This window comes from Vibrio sp. 1731 (assembly GCF_033339955.1).
Classification (GTDB): Bacteria; Pseudomonadota; Gammaproteobacteria; order Enterobacterales; family Vibrionaceae; genus Vibrio; species Vibrio alginolyticus.
The window spans coordinates 224,724-245,833 of the sequence record NZ_JAWOVO010000001.1 but is presented as its reverse complement, the minus strand read 5'-3'; the positions used below and the strand labels follow the sequence as shown (position 1 = coordinate 245,833).

At 44.1% G+C, this 21,110-nt stretch carries 9 protein-coding genes; all 9 read left to right on the top strand.

The window, feature by feature from the left end; translation table 11 throughout:
- Positions 1-110 precede the first annotated feature (110 nt).
- The 9 genes from R7035_RS00985 to R7035_RS00945 all read left to right on the top strand — a co-directional run bounded on the left by R7035_RS00985 (position 111) and on the right by R7035_RS00945 (position 20,974).
- Positions 111-12,251, top strand: coding sequence for an Ig-like domain-containing protein (locus tag R7035_RS00985; protein ID WP_318145926.1), 12,141 nt, complete (start codon positions 111-113; stop codon positions 12,249-12,251).
- Positions 12,248-14,419 (top strand): type I secretion system permease/ATPase, encoded by a 2,172-nt coding sequence (locus R7035_RS00980; RefSeq protein WP_318145925.1) that lies wholly within the window; start codon positions 12,248-12,250, stop codon positions 14,417-14,419. The genes R7035_RS00985 and R7035_RS00980 overlap by 4 nt, the downstream gene beginning before the upstream one ends.
- Positions 14,416-15,729, top strand: coding sequence for an HlyD family type I secretion periplasmic adaptor subunit (locus R7035_RS00975; protein WP_021033865.1), 1,314 nt, complete (start codon positions 14,416-14,418; stop codon positions 15,727-15,729). Before R7035_RS00980 ends, R7035_RS00975 begins: the two co-directional genes overlap by 4 nt.
- A 15-nt stretch (positions 15,730-15,744) precedes the next feature.
- Positions 15,745-17,058, top strand: coding sequence for a TolC family outer membrane protein (locus R7035_RS00970; protein WP_206954056.1), 1,314 nt, complete (start codon positions 15,745-15,747; stop codon positions 17,056-17,058).
- Entirely contained in the window at positions 17,051-17,671 is a 621-nt protein-coding gene (locus R7035_RS00965) for an OmpA family protein (RefSeq protein ID WP_005377755.1), read from the top strand. Before R7035_RS00970 ends, R7035_RS00965 begins: the two co-directional genes overlap by 8 nt.
- The gene (locus tag R7035_RS00960) at positions 17,661-18,503 is read left to right on the top strand and encodes a phosphate ABC transporter substrate-binding protein (protein ID WP_318145924.1); all 843 of its coding nucleotides are present in this window, start codon (positions 17,661-17,663) and stop codon (positions 18,501-18,503) included. Before R7035_RS00965 ends, R7035_RS00960 begins: the two co-directional genes overlap by 11 nt.
- Positions 18,504-18,681: 178 nt before the next feature.
- Positions 18,682-19,455 (top strand): DeoR/GlpR family DNA-binding transcription regulator, encoded by a 774-nt coding sequence (locus R7035_RS00955; protein ID WP_206954060.1) that lies wholly within the window; start codon positions 18,682-18,684, stop codon positions 19,453-19,455.
- Positions 19,456-19,466: 11 nt separating this feature from the next.
- Positions 19,467-20,507 (top strand): oxidoreductase, encoded by a 1,041-nt coding sequence (locus R7035_RS00950; RefSeq protein ID WP_054579456.1) that lies wholly within the window; start codon positions 19,467-19,469, stop codon positions 20,505-20,507.
- Positions 20,504-20,974: a heme-degrading domain-containing protein gene (locus R7035_RS00945; RefSeq protein WP_053306491.1), complete on the top strand. Its 471-nt coding sequence runs from the start codon at positions 20,504-20,506 to the stop codon at positions 20,972-20,974. Before R7035_RS00950 ends, R7035_RS00945 begins: the two co-directional genes overlap by 4 nt.
- Positions 20,975-21,110 lie beyond the last annotated feature (136 nt).

Below are 21,110 nucleotides of genomic sequence, written 5' to 3'. Positions count from 1 at the left end.
TGGTTCAATATCTCATTAGAGGTATTTAGGGCCATGTTTTTTCTACTTTCATTTGAACAGTCACATTCGTCGACCATACTTAAAGTTCGTTGTTTCATATGGGGCGAATTATGCAGCCAATACTCTACATTCAAGTCGGCAATGTTCTTTGGGCTGTTTTAAGTGACGGTTCTTGGAGCCAAATGTTGCCTAACGAACAATTAGTTCCAGAAGTAGAGGTGGTTGTTCTTAATACTGACATTCTCGATATTGCATTTAATGAAGATACAACAAGTGAGGATGAATCGAGTTCGAATGATCTTTTAATTGCATCTCAAAACGGTATTGAATCCACTTTTAATCAGAGCGTTCGAGATTTTAGTGAGTCTTCTGGTGGGTTAAGTTTTGTTGCCTATATTCGCGCTGTTTTACCTGAGCAACTCGTTTCTAATGGCTATGTTACTAGGCCAGCAGTGCAAGAAAGAGAGAACCCAACTTCTGAGACTCAGGCTCCTGAGCGGTTGAATCCCGATGCTATATTAACGGTGGATATTCTTGATGGCGGCGATGGATACGAAAACCAGTTTGAAGTTCCTAGTGTCACGATTCAAGGTGACGCACTCAAGATAAGCGATGAGTGGCTTGTTACTATCACCATTACCGACAGCCTCAATAATTCCATTACTGTTACAACGACCGTAGAGAATGAGGCGTATACCCTATCAGGCGTTGATCTGTCTTCTCTTGCTGAAGGGCCGCTTACGGTGACTTCTGTGGTTTCTGACATTTATGGCAATAACCTGAACGCCGTCGATACGACCATTAAAGATACGCTTGCAACGGTGAACGTCAATTTTGATGGTGGAGGGGATGAGTATTTAAATCAGTACGAAATCGCGACTACTCGCCTCGAAGGGACGATTGAAAACATTGAAGATGGCCAGCGTATCCAAGTTACGGTAACCGACTCGTTAGGAGCGGTCATAAACTTAGAAACGGTGGTGACTGGTGGAAGTTGGTCTCTGGACGACGTTGACCTTTCTGGATTGTCTGAAGGTACGCTGACCGTTGTTGCTGAGAGTATAGATATAGCGGGCAACCCTGCAACCAGTGAAAACACCATCATCAAAGATACGCTCGCAAGTGTGACGGTGGACGTTGACGATGGCGGAGACGGCTATTTAAACATTGAAGAGCGCCAATCTGTCACTTTGTCAGGGCAAGTCAGTGATGTTGAAAATGGTCAGACGGTTTCTGTCACGGTTCAAGACAGCTCAGGGGTGATGCTCTCGTTCAATACCGTTGTCGTTGATGGTATGTGGCAAGTCGAAGGGGCGAACTTATCCACGTTAGCCGATGGGGCGTTAACCGTATCTGCCTCCGTGAATGATGTGGCGGGCAACCAAGCGAAAGCGATGGATGAGGCTACGACCATAGATGCCACTGCTCCCACCATTGATATCGATACGGATTTTTATATTAGCGGTGGTCTTGCCATTGATGATTTCCGTGAGGGTATAGTCACGGAAATGAGAGGGACAACCAGTGGTGTAGAGCAAGGTCTGGCGGTGACGATTCGGGTAAGTGACGGAGACAGCACGCTGAATTTTACTGGCCTCGTTGATGCCTCAGGTTCGTGGACAGTAACCGGAATTGACGTAAACACTCTCAATCTAAACAACACGTGGACCATTGAAGCAGAAGTGTTGGATACCGCCGGCAATCACGCGGTAGATACCATGCCGACAATAGTGCTACCCGGTTCAACGGTATTTTCTGAAAACATCGTTGGATTTTTTGGTGAGCAAAGCAGCTCGGCAGCCATCAACATAGAAAATGGTGTGCCAGCACTGCATGCAGAGCAGCCAAGTTTGAGCGCGCTTACATCGGTCGGTCAATCTATTAACGTTGTTGTTGCAGAAGATGGGTTGAGCTTACAAGGAACATCGACTGACGACCGATTAGTTTTCTCAGCAGAAGTCAATGATGATGGTACGGTTCAAATTACTTTTTATGAAGCGATTGATCATGGTGTAGGTCAAGATGAGCTGGTGACTAACTTATTGGTTGAGAGCATTCAAAGTGATGCTGACGGTACACAAGAGACGGTTGTGGCCCCCCTAGAAATCGCCATCCTTGATGCCGATCCAGTGATCGAAAATGAGTCATATAGTGTAACCGAAGGCCAAGTCATTTCTGGCAATGTACTGGAGAATGACATTGATATTGATGGTGACTTGTACATTCGATATGTCAGAGCCGGAGGAGAGATCCAGTCTGTCCCTGATGGTGGCTCAGTAAGTTTTAGTCTAGAGAAGGGTGAATTAACCGTATTTTCAGATGGCTCTTGGCAGTTGAATGCCAGTCGCAACTTAGATCACACGGTCGAGCAAAGTCTCGTTTTTGATTATCTCGCAGCCGATGATTCAAAAGATTACGGTGTAGCCACCGCGACCATCGACATTATAGATGGCCAAGCGGGTTATGTAGGCAGCGCTACTATAAAAACAGCAGAAGTACCTCTGGGAGCGGCATTATTAACCACCGAAGGCAGTGTTAATGTGATTGCTGGCTCTGATAACCCTGATCCGACTAGTTTGTATTTTGGTGATGCATCCATTACTAAGTTAGAGGCATTAGGGCTTACAAGCTCAGTCTCTGATACTGAGCTTAGCTACACGTTAAGTTCCAGTGGGAAGCAAATCACAGCATTTGCCAATGGTGTCACTGTATTTACGTTAACATTGAGTGGCATTGAGTCGGGTAACGATGTACTAGCTTCAATTTCGCTTACTCTTGATCATCCTATCGATCAATTCAATAGTAGTGATACGGTCACTTTCCCGTTGACCATTGGAGGGACAGATCTAGACTCCACACCGCTTGTAGAGAATGAAATTGATTTCGTGTTGAAAGATGGTGTTGATCCTACGTTGAGCAACTTGACTGTTGTTGCAATGGAGGAGGTTAATCTAGAAAGTGGGGCAATCTTTAAGACTGGGAGCCTTCAACTCAATATCGGGAGTGATTATGTTGACTCTCTTCGATTTAGCGAATTAAACCAGCCCACATTAGTGAGTAGTGAAAGTGAGTTGCTTTACCGTCTGTCTGATGACGGTACGACAATTACTGGCTATATCTTAGAAGGTGGGGTGGAAGTAAATATTTTTCAATCGAAACTATTATCCACATTACCTTTAGAGTCGAGTAGTGAAATAGAGTATTCCTTTGAATTATATCGCTCTTTCGATCTGTCAAAAGATCAAATCCTGGATATACCATTGTTAGTTAATGCAACAGATTCAGACGGTGACACCACCTCCGTAACATTGGATATTACCTTAGAGGCAATTGAAGGTTTGAACGATGATGCCTCTTTAACGGTGGATATTCTTGATGGCGGCGATGGATACGAAAACCAGTTTGAAGTTCCTAGTGTCACGATTCAAGGTGACGCACTCAAGATAAGCGATGAGTGGCTTGTTACTATCACCATTACCGACAGCCTCAATAATTCCATTACTGTTACAACGACCGTAGAGAATGAGGCGTATACCCTATCAGGCGTTGATCTGTCTTCTCTTGCTGAAGGGCCGCTTACGGTGACTTCTGTGGTTTCTGACATTTATGGCAATAACCTGAACGCCGTCGATACGACCATTAAAGATACGCTTGCAACGGTGAACGTCAATTTTGATGGTGGAGGGGATGAGTATTTAAATCAGTACGAAATCGCGACTACTCGCCTCGAAGGGACGATTGAAAACATTGAAGATGGCCAGCGTATCCAAGTTACGGTAACCGACTCGTTAGGAGCGGTCATAAACTTAGAAACGGTGGTGACTGGTGGAAGTTGGTCTCTGGACGACGTTGACCTTTCTGGATTGTCTGAAGGTACGCTGACCGTTGTTGCTGAGAGTATAGATATAGCGGGCAACCCTGCAACCAGTGAAAACACCATCATCAAAGATACGCTCGCAAGTGTGACGGTGGACGTTGACGATGGCGGAGACGGCTATTTAAACATTGAAGAGCGCCAATCTGTCACTTTGTCAGGGCAAGTCAGTGATGTTGAAAATGGTCAGACGGTTTCTGTCACGGTTCAAGACAGCTCAGGGGTGATGCTCTCGTTCAATACCGTTGTCGTTGATGGTATGTGGCAAGTCGAAGGGGCGAACTTATCCACGTTAGCCGATGGGGCGTTAACCGTATCTGCCTCCGTGAATGATGTGGCGGGCAACCAAGCGAAAGCGATGGATGAGGCTACGACCATAGATGCCACTGCTCCCACCATTGATATCGATACGGATTTTTATATTAGCGGTGGTCTTGCCATTGATGATTTCCGTGAGGGTATAGTCACGGAAATGAGAGGGACAACCAGTGGTGTAGAGCAAGGTCTGGCGGTGACGATTCGGGTAAGTGACGGAGACAGCACGCTGAATTTTACTGGCCTCGTTGATGCCTCAGGTTCGTGGACAGTAACCGGAATTGACGTAAACACTCTCAATCTAAACAACACGTGGACCATTGAAGCAGAAGTGTTGGATACCGCCGGCAATCACGCGGTAGATACCATGCCGACAATAGTGCTACCCGGTTCAACGGTATTTTCTGAAAACATCGTTGGATTTTTTGGTGAGCAAAGCAGCTCGGCAGCCATCAACATAGAAAATGGTGTGCCAGCACTGCATGCAGAGCAGCCAAGTTTGAGCGCGCTTACATCGGTCGGTCAATCTATTAACGTTGTTGTTGCAGAAGATGGGTTGAGCTTACAAGGAACATCGACTGACGACCGATTAGTTTTCTCAGCAGAAGTCAATGATGATGGTACGGTTCAAATTACTTTTTATGAAGCGATTGATCATGGTGTAGGTCAAGATGAGCTGGTGACTAACGTATTGGTTGAAAGCACTCAAAGTGATGCTGATGGTACACAAGAGACGGTTGTGGCACCGTTAACGATTACTATTTATGACTCTGATCCGGTGATTAGAGATGACACATACTCAGTCTTAGAAGATCAAACAATTACGGGCAATCTACTTGAAAATGATATTGATCTTGATGGAACACTTTATGTGAAATTTGTAGAGGCTGGCGGGGAGCAGAAGTCAATTCTAGAGGGGGGATCCGTAAGTTTTAGTTTAGAAAAAGGCGAATTAACCGTATTTTCTGATGGCTCTTGGCAGTTTGATGCAGGTCGAAACCTAGATCATTCGGTCGAGCAAAGTGTTTCTTTCAGCTATTTAGCTGCAGATGACTCCCAAGACTATGGCTTGGCTAACGCGACGATTGATATTAGTGATGGACAAGCAGGTTACGTAGGCAATGCGACTATAGACGTAACAGAAGTCCCTTTGGATGGCCCGATATTGAACTCTGAAGGAACTGTCAATATTGTCGCGGGATCTGACAATCCGGATCCGAGTAGTTTGTATTTCGGTGGGTCATCTATTACTAAGTTAGAAGCATTAGGGCTTACAAGCTCAGTCTCTGATAATGAGCTTAGCTACACGTTAAGCTCCAGTGGAAAGCAAATTACAGCATTTGCCAATGGTGTCACTGTATTTACGTTAACATTGAGTGGCGTTGAATCGGGTAACGATGTATTAGCTTCAATTTCGCTTACTCTTGAGCACCCTATCGATCAATTCAATAGCAGTGATACGGTCACTTTCCCGTTGACCATTGGTGGCGTAGATTTAGATGCCACACCGCTTGTAGAGAATGAAATTGACTATATTCTAAAGGATGGCGCAGACCCAACTTTAAATAATTTGAATGGGGTAGAAGTAAAAGAATCTGATCTCGTAAATGGAAGTGTGTTGAGCTCAGGGAATTTTCAAGTTGAGGTTGGCAGTGATTACCTCGAATCTTTGTCGTTCATCGTCTCTGAACAACCCTTGTTGACGAGTGGTGAACAAGTTGTGCTTTATCAAGTCTCTGCGGATGGCAAAACACTTGATGGTTATATTCTTGACGAAGATGGGCAAACTCAGATTCCCATCTTTCAAGCTACCCTCAATGCTTCATTACCTATTGATGCAAATAGCGACATTACCTACTCCTTTGAGCTTTTTCAGGCTCTCGACCAACAAGAAAATACTGATCCAAACGTACCTCTCGTTGTTACTGCAATGGACTCAGACCAAGATAACACGTCGGTCGTTTTAGACATTAATGTGATAGATAACGACAATGGGCAAGCGCTAATCAATAGTGGCAATGTCGAGTTGACCGAAATACCTGTCGATACAAACATTGCTCCTGATGGTGTTTCAGCCATAGCGAATACGGATGTGATAGTTACGTCATCATTCGATCCGATTGTGTATCTGGGTGTTGACATAAATGATGGAGATACTGTCAAAACTACACTTGGTGATGCTGTTACTTATAACGGAGAGGCTGTCACTTGGTACGATAACAATGATGGAAGCTTTGACGCAATTTCAGACACTGGAGACGTTGTATTTAGGGTCACGTTACCTAGTGACTTCTCTTTGCCATCAAATGATACGTCTACCGTTAATGTAACTGTAGAGCTTTATCACTCGCTTGACCATGTTTTAGGTGATGGGACGCAATTGTCGATCTCTATGCCCATCGTGGCGAGAGATTCTGATGGAAGCGAGATCTCTACGGAGTCCAACATACTGGTCTATGATGGCTTGTTTCCGGAACTAGTAATTACAGAGGGAATCACAGTCAATGAAAGCGGGCTGAATGATGATTCGCTTGATTCTGGCATCGAGGGCTCGTCACCATCCATTACGCTATTACAAGGTTCAGACTCTATCGCCAGTGTGAGCGTGAATATCGATATGTTCAATGCGCTCGGCTATAAAACAAGTAGTGGTAGCCTAGTTTCGCTTGATTCACCGGACTCGAATGGTTGGTTATATGCAAGAGATGAAAGCAAGCAAGACGTCTTTAGAATTAGATTTAATACCGATGGGACTGTCGAGTTTGATCTATACCGTGCACTTGAACACGATGAACCTGACGGTGTTCCAGCGGACGAGAACACATTAGAACTCAGTTTTTCAATTTATGCCGTTGATAAGGATGGCGACCAGTCTGAAGCTGAGACATATACCGTTAGTGTAGTAGATGATATCCCTGAAGACACAAGCTCACCAATAGAAATTGAACTTACCGAGGGGGATGAGTTTTCGGGAAACTGGTTTAGCAATAATGCCGACTTAATCAGTTCAGATGGCACGTTGATTTCAAGTTTGACCTATGCAGGTGAAACATACGATACGGCGAGTTCGGTATTTAGCAATGATGCTTGGACTATCGATTTAATCAATAGTAGTGATGGTAACTTAAAATATGGAACGCTGACTATTGCTCAAGATGGGACATTTACGCTAACTACCGAGCTTATTGTTAATACGCCTGTAGGTGGTTTGCTTGATGATCTAACGATAACTGTGACGGATGCAGACGGTGACCAAGCAAGCAGTGAAGCTCAATTAATTCTTGATGATGCCAGGGGCTTTATTCGAACCGTTAATGTAGATACGTTAGAAGATAATGGCGCGAATAACAGTGGAGACCCCACGCCAGTCGCGTTACCGATTAGAGTTTCTCCTGGGGATACGGAGAATAATGAGCGTGTTGAAGCGATAAGGATCTCTGTTGAATCTCTACAAGGAGGGGCTCTGTTTTTAGACGGAGTGCGCCTTGAAGATGATGATAATGAAGGATTTATTAGTCTTTCTGGTACAGAGCTAATGGGGGTGGGTATATTCACCGTTCCAAATGGTGATCTCACTTATCAACCAGCGCTAAACCTGTCGGGCAACACTATCAAAGTTTCGTTAGCAGTGTCTGCATTAATCGTATCTGATGTCGAACCAGATGGTTTTGTATTACAAGGCAATAACACGTTAAATGTTAACGTTTTACCGGTTGCAGATTTGCCAGAGTGGTCTAGTGATTCGGACTTTTCTTATCAAAGTGTTGAAGATTCCGTTGAATCACTTTCACTCAATATTGTTGCTGAAAAGTTTGACCAAGACGGTTCTGAAACGCTCCACTACCAAATTTCGAATATTCCAGATGGACTTATATTAACACTTAATGGAAGTGCTATTGAGGAAGGTAAAGCGTATAGCCAATCCGAGTTAGATCAAATTGAAATCACATCTAACGAAAACTTAGCCGGAAGATTTACTTTTGATGTGACGGCAGTAACGACTGAGTCGGGTAGTGTGTATGCCGATGAGCAAGATAAAACAGCGGAGATCACTGAGCAAGTTGTTATCGATATATCTCCAGATGCCGATGTGCCTACGCTGACCGTTAAAAACATTCAGGGGCTTGAAGACCAAGCGATTGACTTAAAAGAGTACATCCTAGGGCGGCTCACTGACACAGATGGCTCGGAGTCTCTGTCTTATCGCATAGAAGTTCAAGATGGTTGGACATTGCCTGTCGGAGCTGGGATTACGCTTATCGGTATTAATACCTACCTAGTGACCTCCAATGCTCTAGCCAATTCGGAGGCGTTACTTCAACCAAAATCGGATATCAGCTCATTTACTGAATCTCTATCCCTTCAAGTAACCGCCATTTCAACAGAGTCGACTATTGATGGCTTAGCACCTCTTAATGAAACCGCCGAGAGCCAATCTGCAACCATTGACATTAAGCTAAAAGGCGTGGTCGATGAACCAATTGTTCTAGATGGTGGACAGGGGAATTGGCAATATGATCAAGCGACTAAAGTAATTAGTAATCTCTCTACGTTAGACGAAGATAATCTGATACAACTGGATTTTATCATCCAGACATCAGACGACGATCTATCAGAAGAAATTAATATCTTGCTTCAGAACATCCCTTTGGGAACACAACTGACAGATGTAAATGGTGACCCTATTGTTCTTCCAATTGCTTACGTGGACCCAATAACGGGGCCAGTTTATCAGGTCTCAAACGCTGTTCTTGAAAACACTTACCTCAAAACAGAGCAAGATTTTAGTGGAACACTGAGCATGGATGTTATCGTCGTTTCAACAGAGCCGGATGGTGATTCTGCTGAAACCCCTCTTAAAGTGGAAATGGAAATCTCACCTATTGTTGATCAAACTGACGGTCAAGAATTACAAAGCAATGGTATTGAGGACAATTTCATCACACTAAATCTTGAGCCTGTCGTTAATCAAGATATAGATTCTAGTGAGTCCTTGACAGGATACACCATTGTATCCATTCCAGATGGCTTAACACTTTACTTTGATGGTAATGCAGTAGAGGAAAGTAACTTACCGTTAGAACTCAATGAACTACTTGATGGTAGCTCGGCAACATTATCTGAGTTGTTAAACAGTGGACGAATCACTGTAAAAGCTAATGAAGACCTAAGTGGGACGTTTAGCCTGGAAGTTCAGTACGAAGTGACAGACACGTCTCCTACGCTGGAGACTGATGTAAAGGCAATCAATGGCTCTTTGAGCGTCGTGGTTTCTGGAAAAGTGGATATTGGTAATGAAGATATTGACAAAACACGTTTAGAAGGCGCGACTGAAGTATTCACAAGTACAGATGGGTCTGCTGTTGACGTGAGTGGAGGCATTACATTTACAGAAGCGGATATTGATGGTTCAGAGTATCTCGATTACATCGTTTTACAGATACCGCAGGGTCAAGACCTCATTGTTACTCATCCGAATGGTGCTTCTCAAGATGCCGATGGGAACTGGCTGATTCCAATGGAAGGAATCACAAGTGATAGCGTGTTGGAAACCGCTCAAGATTTGCTTGCTGGCGCATCGATTTATAGCCCATCTAACACAGAGATACTTGATGTGAATGTGTTAGCGTATGTTCGAGATGGAACGGATGCCCAATACATCACAGGCCAGTTCCAAATTCAAATTACTGGCCATGAAGGAGATGGAGACCAGTGTGCTGATCCTGGTGAACCAGGAAGCGTTCAAAGTGGGGATATTGTAGGTAAAGAAGGTGAAGATGTCTCAATTGGGGCGTTTTTAAACCCTGATGTGGCGAGTAGTGATGGTAACTTAGTTTCCTTCTTTGTCGCTGCAGATTCTTTACCTGAAGGAGTCGAGCTTACTGGCGAAGGTGTGATACCTGCTTATGATAATGCAGGCAATCTGTTGGGCTATTCAATTTCTAGCGTTGGATTGTCTTCCTTGACGCTTACTGGCGTGGATGAGGACTTTGCTGGTTGCATTACTTTCAATTTAGAAGTGACAGAAACGGCCCCATGCGATGGTGACTCGAAAACAACCTCTCAGACCATTACGGTACAAATCTCTCCTGTTGTCGATGATATCGCGATAGCACCAAGCCAAGTTACGGTTCAAGAAGATACTATAACCAACCTGAATCTTGCTCTTGTATTGGGCGATAGTGAAGGGCCAATGCAGTCCATTACTGGAGAAGGTGACGCAGCGACTGGCCTTGAAAGTGTCAATTGGGTTTCTTTATCGGTGTCTGACGAGAATGCGCGGTTTATTGCCGTGGACCCGAGCCTACTCATTGACAACGGTGATGGAACATGGGTAGTGACAGATGTTACGCGTCTAAACGAAATTCAGTTAATCCCACCTGAAAACTACAGTGGAGAGCTTGTTATTTCCGTTGACGCAAACATTACTGATGAAGTCACGGGAAGTTGTTTAAGTACTGACAGTGCGAAAGATACTCAAACTAAATCAACAGAAGTTACCGTTACCATTGCCCCAGTGGTTGATAAAGCGGTTCTGGAAACAGAAGACGTAGTTGGTGATGAAGATAATTATATTTATTTAGGAAACTTATCTGCATCATTAATCGATCAAGATGGTTCTGAGTCGATGTCTTTGGTCATGACAGGAGTGCCAGACGGAGCCGTGTTGGTTTGGGACAATAATGGGACGTTCGAATTACTCCCTGATAACGGTTCAACGGATGGTGAGAGCAAGGAGTGGCAGCTAACTCAAGCACAACTTGATAAGGTTTACTTTCTACCGCCACTAGATTTTAGTGGGGATATTTCATTAACACTGCAAGCTATTACCCAAGAGTCTGGATCAAACGACTATAACTATACCACTTCTCAGTTCAACGTCGGCGTAAAACCGATTGGCGATGATGTATCGTTGAATACAACCTCTAACACGTTCACTGGAGATGAAGGTGATTCCATTTCGATTGACTTTTTAGCGAGCGGTTTTGAAACAAATAGCAACGAATATATAGAAGTGTCGATGTTGATCAAAGCAAGCTCTGAACCCTCTGCATTGGAAGGCTTAGGTAGGATTCGTATTGGAACTCAATTCTCATCCTTTACCTTCGATGACGCGGGCAATGCCGTGGCGACGGTATTAGTGCGAGCAAATGAAGTGTCAGGTTTGGAGTTCATTCCGAAGGATGCATTTGGAACGATGGATGTTGCTCTCAATGTTAGAACGTTTGATCAAGCGATAGTGTCAGAGACACTCGAAACCGATTTTGGAGATGTGCAAACTACCGATCTAACCATTGTTGTTACCCCTGAAGCTGATGAGCCAACACTAACGGCCGATTATCAGTCTATTGTGTCTGAAGCGTCTGGGAGTATTCCTTTAGGGTTGAGCATGAATTTAGTCAATCCTGCACCCGAAGAGTTTGGAAGTGTGGAGATTCGCGGATTACCAACAGATCTAGAGTTGAGTCATGGTGAAAGATTGAACGGCATTTATACTGTTGATCAAGAGGATGTCGCTGATCTTTCCATCTTTGGCGGGTTTAGCGGTGCAAGTGATTTTACGTTGTCGATAAAACCGATTGCAACACTGGGCGCCACTGTCGCAGAAGGTGCTGCTCAGACAGTCAATGTTACCTTAGTGGAAGAAGGGGGCCAAACATTACTTGCGACAGATGCTAATGATTTGCTTATTGGAGGAAGTGGCAGCGATGTATTCCAGTTTGACAGTTCAGGGCTCGGTAACGAGTTAAAGCCCTCGTACGATGTGATCAACGATTTCCAAATATCCGTTATTGGTGATGATAATGACACAATTGACATCGCCTCGATAATCACCGCTACCTCGATAACAGAAGTCGATAATAAGCTCGATTTAACAGAGAATGATGATGGCGTAACGCTTCACATAAAACCAGAAGATACGGGGACAAAACAACAGATTCTTATGCAGGGCGTCACTCTCGATCAGCTTTACAAAGGTGACTCGACTGGCGTAGCCGAAGAAAATGTCTTACAGAAGATGATTGATGACAACAACTTGCTAGTAGGTGGTATGTCATGAAGCATCACTCATCCTCATCAAGTGAGCTGACTAACGATCCTTGGGGGCAATCGTTAACTTGGTTGATGCGTTATTTTGAGGTTAGACACCATACAAAAAAGGTGCTTTCTGGACTACCTCTTGTTGAGGGTAGATTGGATAGTGACTTATTCATCAGAGCCGCTGAGCGAGCCGATCTTGAACTCACATTAATCGATTTAAAATCCACCGCAATGTTGAGCTTTCCATTGGTGGTAATCAATAGGAAGACGTTACAACCCGCTATTATATCTGAGCGACATAACAGCGATTATCAAGTCACGTTATTTAGTGAAGATCAAGGTGAAACGCAATACGTCACGAGCGAGGAGCTGCATAATCAATTCCAGCCTCAAGCATGGCAAGTTTCTATGCGTCCAGAGCTGGACAAACGGATAAGTTCTATTCAAGCGGATTATAATGAACATTGGCTTTTCGCCGTAGTGAAAGAAATGTCTCCGTGGTATCGAGATCTTTTGATTGCCTCTTTCCTTATCAATACGCTAGCGCTAGTTATTCCGCTTTTCACTATGAACGTTTACGATCGTGTAGTGCCTAATCAAGCTTTCAGTACATTATGGGTTTTGGTCGCTGGTGTCTCCGTCATCATTATTTTTGATTGGCTATTGCGTAAAGCAAGGGGAGTTGTCACTGATACCGCGGGTAAGTACATCGATAACAAGCTTTCTTCGATACTTTTTTCTAAAGTTATGGGGATGAAACTTGAACACCGTCCTGCATCAGTCGGTGCATTCGCTCGACAACTACAAGATTTTGATAGTGTTCGCGATTTTTTTACTTCTGCATCTCTTGTGACCTTAGTTGATCTCCCATTTACGTTGTTATTTTTAGTCTTAATAGGTTGGCTAGGTGGGGCAATGATGTTCATACCTATTGCCGTCATGTTTATCCTGCTGATCCTTGGCTTTGCGGTAAAAGCAAAAATAGAACAATCACATACGGAAAGTGCTGCACTATCCATGAAGCGACAAGCTCACTTGTTTGATTCATTGTCCTCTTTAAAAGAGATTAAGCAAAATAACGCTACGGGAGAAGCACAAAAGCGTTGGGAGCAAACGGTATCCATGCTTTCTGATTGGCAAAATCAATCGCGAAACTATTCGAATATCGTTGCTTACTCCATTCAATCTAGCCAGCAGATAATTACCGTAATGTTACTTGTAACAGGCGTGTACAGAATTTCTGAGGGATTGCTCAGCATGGGGGGGCTCATTGCTATTGTCATGCTTAGCGGTCGTGCTGCAGGGGCGATTAACCAGTTAGCTATGTTGTTACTTCGCTATCAACAGACAAAAACAGCGGTTGAAGGCTTAAATTCTATCATGTCTTTACCTCAGGAGGCGCAACGCAGTCAGGTCATTACGTCTGCCGAATTTACAGGGAATATACGTTTAGAAAACGTGAGCTTCCAATACCCAGATGTTGATATGCCATGTTTGAGAGATATTAATCTTACTATCAAGCAAGGCGAACGCGTTGGCGTTATTGGTAGTGCAGGAGCCGGAAAGTCTACACTCCTTTCTATTATTACCAATCAACTCAGTACCTTACAGGGTAGCGTTTATTTTGATGACATTGACAGTCAGCTTTGGCCCGCCGAATTGATAAGAGAGAAAACGGGTTGGGTTGGCCAAGATTCGCATCTTATATACGGCAGCATTATGGAAAACATAGTATTAGGACATCATGTTATTGATCAAGAACGTTTACGCCGTGCGATAGAATTATCGGGTTTGAACCAGTACATGAGTCGCCTTCCTCATGGTCTAGAAACGCAAGTCGGAGAAGGAGGGCGTTATTTGTCGGGGGGGCAAAGGCAAGCTGTAGCGATTTCAAGAGCTTTTTATCGAAACCCAGCAGCATTAATTTTAGACGAGCCAACCAGTTCCTTAGACCAGCCTGCTGAGAATGCATTGTTTAATGCTCTCAAATCGTTGCCGCACTCGACGACGATGATTATTAGCTCTCATAAACATTCCTTATTATCGCTTTGTGATCGAATTGTTGTGCTTGATAAAGGCACAATTTTGAGGGAAGGAGCGCCCCAAGAAATTTTTGCTAAACAACAGTCTAACGCGAAGACGAACAGAGTACGCGCAGTATCAATTGTATGCGAAGGAGGTCAATGATGAGCACAGTTCGTTGGAGTAATGCTCATTTAGCAAACCGTTCGAGAACGTTGATTTGGTTGTCTGCCGCGTTAGTGCTGAGTGTGATTATTTGGGCCTCGTGGGCGAGGTTAGACGAAGTGGTTGTCGGCGAAGGAAAAGTTGTTCCTACTTTGTCTGTTCAGACGATTCAGAGCTTAGAGGGAGGCATTCTAAAGGAGTTACTTGTCATGCCTGGTGAAAGCGTCACTAAGGGGCAAACCATCGCCATTCTGGATGATACAAGGTTTAAGTCGACCTATTCGGAGACCTCTGAACAAGTTGAATCTTTGCTCGCCAGAAAGCAGAGGCTTCAAATTGAATTAGAAACGGTAAAAGTGAATAGCCTCCAACTGGATTGGAAACAACAAGTGAGTATCGAGCCTCAGCCATTTGATATTTCGATGACCGGCCACTCTGCCTATCTGAATGCCAAAGCAAACTATCTTGAGCGGTTGAGCCAACTGGAGTCTGAGCTGGAGGAGGCTAAATTGCGAATTGAGCAACAATCGCAAGCTTATCTAGATACCTTGAATACCATTCAAACACTAAAAAGCAGTCTGGTTATTGTCTCGAAAGAGCGAGATATGTTGAGAGAGGTGGTTTCTAGTGGCGCGGTGGCTGAAGTGGAATTATTAAAACTGAATAGAGACGTTATAAAGCTCAAAGGAGACATCGCGAGTTCACAAGCTGCTGCCCAAAAGCAAAGGGCTGTGTATTCTGAATCCATCGCAGATTATCGTGGTACTGCGCTTGCTTTTAGGGCAGAGGCACAAGGGCAGCTCAATGAAGTTGTGACGCAACTAGCGCAGCTCAATGAAAGTCGTCAGGCGATTGCGGATCAGTTGAATCGAACGCAGTTACTTTCTCCGGTCGATGGAACCATCAAAGATGTTTTTGTCAGAACCATCGGAGGTGTGGTTAAGCCGGGTGAGCCTATTTTAGAAATAGTCCCTCGTAATAGCACGTTAATCGTTGAAGCGAGAATTTCTCCTCAGAATATCGCCTTTATAAGGCCTGGCCTGCCGGCAACGGTAAAGTTGTCTGCCTATGACTTTGTCATTTACGGAGGCCTAGAAGGAGAAGTGACCTACGTAAGCGCCGATGCACTTCAAAATGAAGAGGGCAATGCCTACTACCGTGCCAACGTTACTTTCAAGGTTGATGATAAGTTTACGATCATCCCGGGAATGCAGGTTGTGGTAGACATTCTTACAGGAGAAAAAACAGTACTGAATTATTGGTTAAAACCTATATTACGTGCGAAAGAGAATTCGCTCAGAGAAAGATAGACATAAGGATATAAGATGCGGCTTAAATCAACGTTATTGGTCTTGTTTGCAGTATCATCGTCGCCAAACGCTTTGACTTTAGAAGAGTCAGTTACGTTATCTCTCGATAGCTCCCCAAGTTTGCTTGCTCGCTATTCTCGCTATGAGTCGATGGTACGAGACCGAAATGCCATAAATGGTTCATTTCTTCCTCAGGTTAATTTGTATGCAGCAGCAGGGTACGAAGGTACTCGATATAACAACGGAAACTACATCGACAGTGAAGATAGAACATTAGAAAGAACGGAGATGGGCGTAAGAATCTCCCAACTGTTATTTGATGGATTTAAAACAAGTGCTGACGTTGATCGCTTATCTTACGAGGCTGAAGCTGAACGCTTGGGCTTATTGGCATCTGCGGAAAATGTCGCATTAGATACTGTCAGAGCGTATGTGGACGTTTTACATGCCCGAGAGTTGATGAAACTGACAGAAAGAAACCTAAGTGAACACCAAGAGATCTACCGTTTCATTCTAGATAAAAAAGAAAAAGGTTTAACCAGCAACTCCGACTTAGCGCAAGTTTCTTCGCGTGTCGCGACAACACAGTCCTCATTGATTGCCGCCCAAAACAATCTTTCCGATGCTAGAACAAGATTTGTACGTTTAGTTGGTCGAGCGCCGCAAAACTTAGTTGAGCCTGTTTACCCGCAGGAATTGCTTCCGAATAAGCTTGACGAAGCACTCAAACAAGCGGTTAGGTTGCACCCATCCATACAGTCGGCGATGAAAGATTTAGAGGCGGCTCGACAGGAAGTAAAAAGAGAAAAGGGGGATTACTACCCAGAGCTCAAGCTTGAGCTGTCAGCCAACAAAACAGACAACGTGGATAATATTGAAGGCATTAACGAAGATGCAAAGGTTATGCTGACGGTCAACTACGATCTTTTTAACGGCTTTTCTACAGACTCCCGAGTGGAGTCATCCGCCTGGAGAGTTGAGGAGGCGAGGGCTATTCGAGCAAATGCAGAACTAGATGCGAATGAAGGTGTAAGGCTGGCATGGGACGCACATACATTGCTTCAACAGCAAATGGAGTATTTAAAAGTCAACGTTGATGCGGCGAAAGTAACTGAATTAGGGTACATCCAGCAGTTCAATGTAGGGCGACGCAGTTTGTTAGATGTATTAGATGCCAAAGTTGAAACGTTTGTTGCGAGACGGAACTACACCCGAACAAAGTACGATCGTTTGGTTGCCACTTACCGTTTATTCAACTCGATGGGGATTCTGACTTATGCGTTGCGAGTTGAGTATCCAGAGAACTGGAAGGAGAACAATAATGGATAAATTCGCAGTGACGAGTCTTCTAGTTTTCATGTTAGCGGGCTGTGCTGAATCACCGGATACGACGTTGACCACTTACCAGTACAACGACCTTAAAGACAATGATAGTGATGGCGTGATAAACCAACGAGATAACTGCGCAGATACGCCAAAAGGTGTCGTTGTTGACAGTGAAGGTTGTGCGAATTGGGTCAACGACTCGCAGACACACCTGATCAGTTTTTTCTTTGCGATGGATGAGCATCAGGTAACGCCATCTCATGATATGCCGCTAAGCGAGTTGAAAGCACTGCTTCAGAGTAACCCAAATGCGCAAGTCATACTGATAGGAGACACAAGCCCTGAAGCGTCACTCGAATACAACAAAGCATTGGCAAAGAAAAGAACGGCAGCTATACGAGAATTGCTAGTGAGAAACGGCATTCAAGATAATCGAATTGAAGAGCAAGAGTTTTATCAGAATACGGCATTGACGGTACAACTAAAAAAACGGGAAAGGCGCACAATTGCTGTTGTAAACACGAAAGCTGAAAGTACTGAACAAGCGTGGACTATATTTAGTTCGGACAGCGAGTTGACACCTAATTCGAAGTTGGAGTTGAATTATGAAAATTAAAGTCTTGCCTTTCTTTGCTCTAGCTTCATGTTTGATTTCACCGCTGGCACTTGCTGACTCTGAGGCTCGAACATCGATTTTTGTCGAACCAGAGATACTAGAAACGATAGAAACATTGATAGATGAGCCAAGTGTAAATGTAGCGCTTGCATCTCAGTCTGGTGGTTTTAACGACATGCTAAATGACGGAACCTCTATTGCGATCACATCTAAGAAATGGTCAGATGAAAACATCTCCCGATTTCAACGAGAAAGAGGCCACAGGCCTACACGTTTGTTTTTAATGGCAAACGCTATTGTCGTAATCAATAGTCAAAAGAGTACGGTAGATAGTTTTTCCGTTAGTGAATTGAAACGCTGTGATGCAAATACGTATGCTTTCGGGGAGATGCGTTTAAGTAACCCAGATGTGAGCTCTAATGGTTGTCAATCATCGATTCAAATGCTTGATGAAGACCGATTGAAACGGGCTTTAAGCGACGACTTGTCAGCCAAAGCTTATATGCGATACTCCGATTTTAAATACTCAGAACAGTGGTCGAGCTACAAGGCTCTCTCTGTTCATCATAACGATGACTCATGCTCTTTGAGCACAGATTGCATCTATTCTCTTCGCTATCCATTTTCCGTGGTCTATTACGTTTATATAAATAAACAATTCGACACTAATCAGAAGATCAAAAAATCAAAGCTATTTGAACTCCTTACAACCGACAACAATACACAACAGGTACGAAATGCTGAGTTTATTCCACTACCAAAAGCGCTTATTAAAATAAATAGGGTGAAGTTAGGGCTAGATGAGCCAGTTGTTTTAAACGGGTATAAATAAACTTCATACGCCTAACTATGTGGGCTTGAGTGAACGTACCGTCCTAGGAAGTTTTGCCTTGCTGCTCATTTATCTTTGGTTAACCTTTGGTCAATTGAGTTGGTTGTAAGTGGTTTTGTTGGTAATTTTTCTATTATTGTGGCAAGTTCACTTAAAACCACTTAAGTGAATTTAAGTCATGACACAAGAAGAAAGACTCGTAGCACTCAGAGCGAAGCTGGAGCAGCAAAACAAAGTAACGTTGTCTGAAGTTTGTGAGTACTTTGGTATCTCGCGAGATTCAGCTCGCCGAGACTTAGTTAAGTTGAGTCAGCAACCTGGGTTACAAAGAATACGAGGTGGTGTCATGCTTGCGCCGATCTCTTCCCATACCGAGGCATACGCGAGTCGACCCGTGAGTGACGTCAAACATCGACTGGCTCAATCTGCCGCAGCGTTGTTGGATGAGCGCGACCATCTTGTTATTGATACCAGCACCATTTTGTCTCTGCTCCCACTCTATGCAGGAAAAGCACATTGTGGAGAAAACAAGCTCAACGTCGTCACTAACAGCATTGATGTACTGACCGCTGCTGAAACAAACGACACAATGGATGTTTATTTCTTAGGCGGACACTTTGACCCTTATGCCAGAGCAGTTTTAGGGGCGCAAGCAGAGCAGCAAATGCAGCAGTATCACGTGAACAAAGCGTTCATTGGCGTGTGTGCATTGACATCCCGAGGGCTGACAACAAATAGTTTGTTAGAAGCAACAATGAAACAAGCGATGATTGCTCAAGCTCAGCAGGTCATCGTCGTTTGTGAATCCCGAAAAATTGGTAGCGACAATTTCCACCACGTATGTGATTTGTCAAAGATCGACATCATTATTACCGATCATCCCCCTCAATCAGATTTTCAACAACTCCTCGATCACAATGATATTGAATGTATTGTTGTATCACCGAAATAAGGAATCTTACAATGGCTTACGATCCCGTAAAAACCGCTGTGATTGGTTACGGATATTCAGCAAAAACGTTTCATTTACCCTTCATTAAATCGCTACCAAATTTAACGCTGAGCGCGATAAGCTCTCGTCAACAGGAGGCGGTTCAAAATGATTGGCCAGATGCTAAGTGGTTTTCTGATGCGAATACTTTACTCGATGATAGTGATGCAGAGCTCGTAATCATTACTGCGCCAAATGACGTACATTACGAACTTGCAAAGCGTGCGTTGAACAATGGGAAACACGTCATCGTCGAGAAACCGTTTGTTACTCGGATAGAAGACGGTAATGAACTTATCGCATTAGCCGAAGAGAAAGGTCTGGTGCTGAGCGTTTTTCACAATAGACGTTGGGATGGAGACTTTCTCACGGTTAAATCTCTTATCGAACAAGGTAAGTTAGGTGATATAAAGCTGTTTGAGTCGCACTTTGATCGCTACCGTCCTGAAGTTCGTCAACGCTGGCGAGAGCAGGCTCAAGATGGCGGTGGTATTTTATTCGACCTTGCTCCTCATCTTCTCGATCAAGCATTGGTGTTGTTTGGCTTGCCAGATGCGATAGACGCACAATGTCGAATGATGCGCCCGGGTGCGACGACGATTGATTATTACAACTTGATACTTCATTACCCTGAGCATATTGTGCACTTGCATTCAAACTTGTATAGCCCAGAGCCGAATCTCCGCTACAAAGTATTGGGTACGGAAGCTAAATATGAAAAGTTTGGGTTAGATCCTCAAGAGGGCTACTTAAAAGAAGGCCGTTTGCCGGAAAACGATGCTTGGTCGGAAGAAGATGAGGCATTATACGGCGTCCGTTACGACGAAGACGGTGCGCAAACTATCAAAACGGAGAGAGGCGCGTACCAAGCTTACTTTGTTGGTGTGGCAGACGCCATTCGCTTGGGCACTGATAACCCGGTTCCTGCCGCTCAAGCAGTACAGAATATCGCTCTGATTGAGATGGCATTGGAAAGCAGTAAAACGGGTAAAACGATTCAGGTGAAACCATGAGTTTGACGCTTGAACTCGTGGCCCTGCAAGAGCATGAACTTCAGTTGGCGGAATTTAATCACCATATTGCGTGGTCTATCGGCCTCGCTCTAAAAGAAGAGGCTGAAGCTCGCGGCGCGGCTGTTGCTATTGAGGTTTACGGCTTTGGACAAACGCTATTTCAATACGCGATGGCAGGAACCTGCGCTGATCATGTAGATTGGGTTCGTAGGAAGCGAAACTCAGTATTAAGGTATGGCCACAGCTCTTACTATCTTTCTCTGTACAACAAGCAAAAGCAACGTGATTTCGAAAATCAGCCTCATCTCGATGCTCGTGAGTACTGCGCTCATGGTGGCGCGTTCCCAATTCGGCTTTCTGGGTCTGGTTTGGTTGGGGTTGTGACGGTATCGGGTTTACCGCAGTTAGATGATCATCAGCTAGTTGTGGATATATTAAAAACGATGACAGAGACAAAACCCTCTTAAACGCCAAATATGAAAGTAGCACGGTTTCTTTATCGTGCTACTGAATTCTCTTTTTAGCTCATAAAGTGTTCTTTAATGTGAGCAAATATTAACATTGATCCCAACTTACTACCTGAAAATCAAATCAATTTCATAT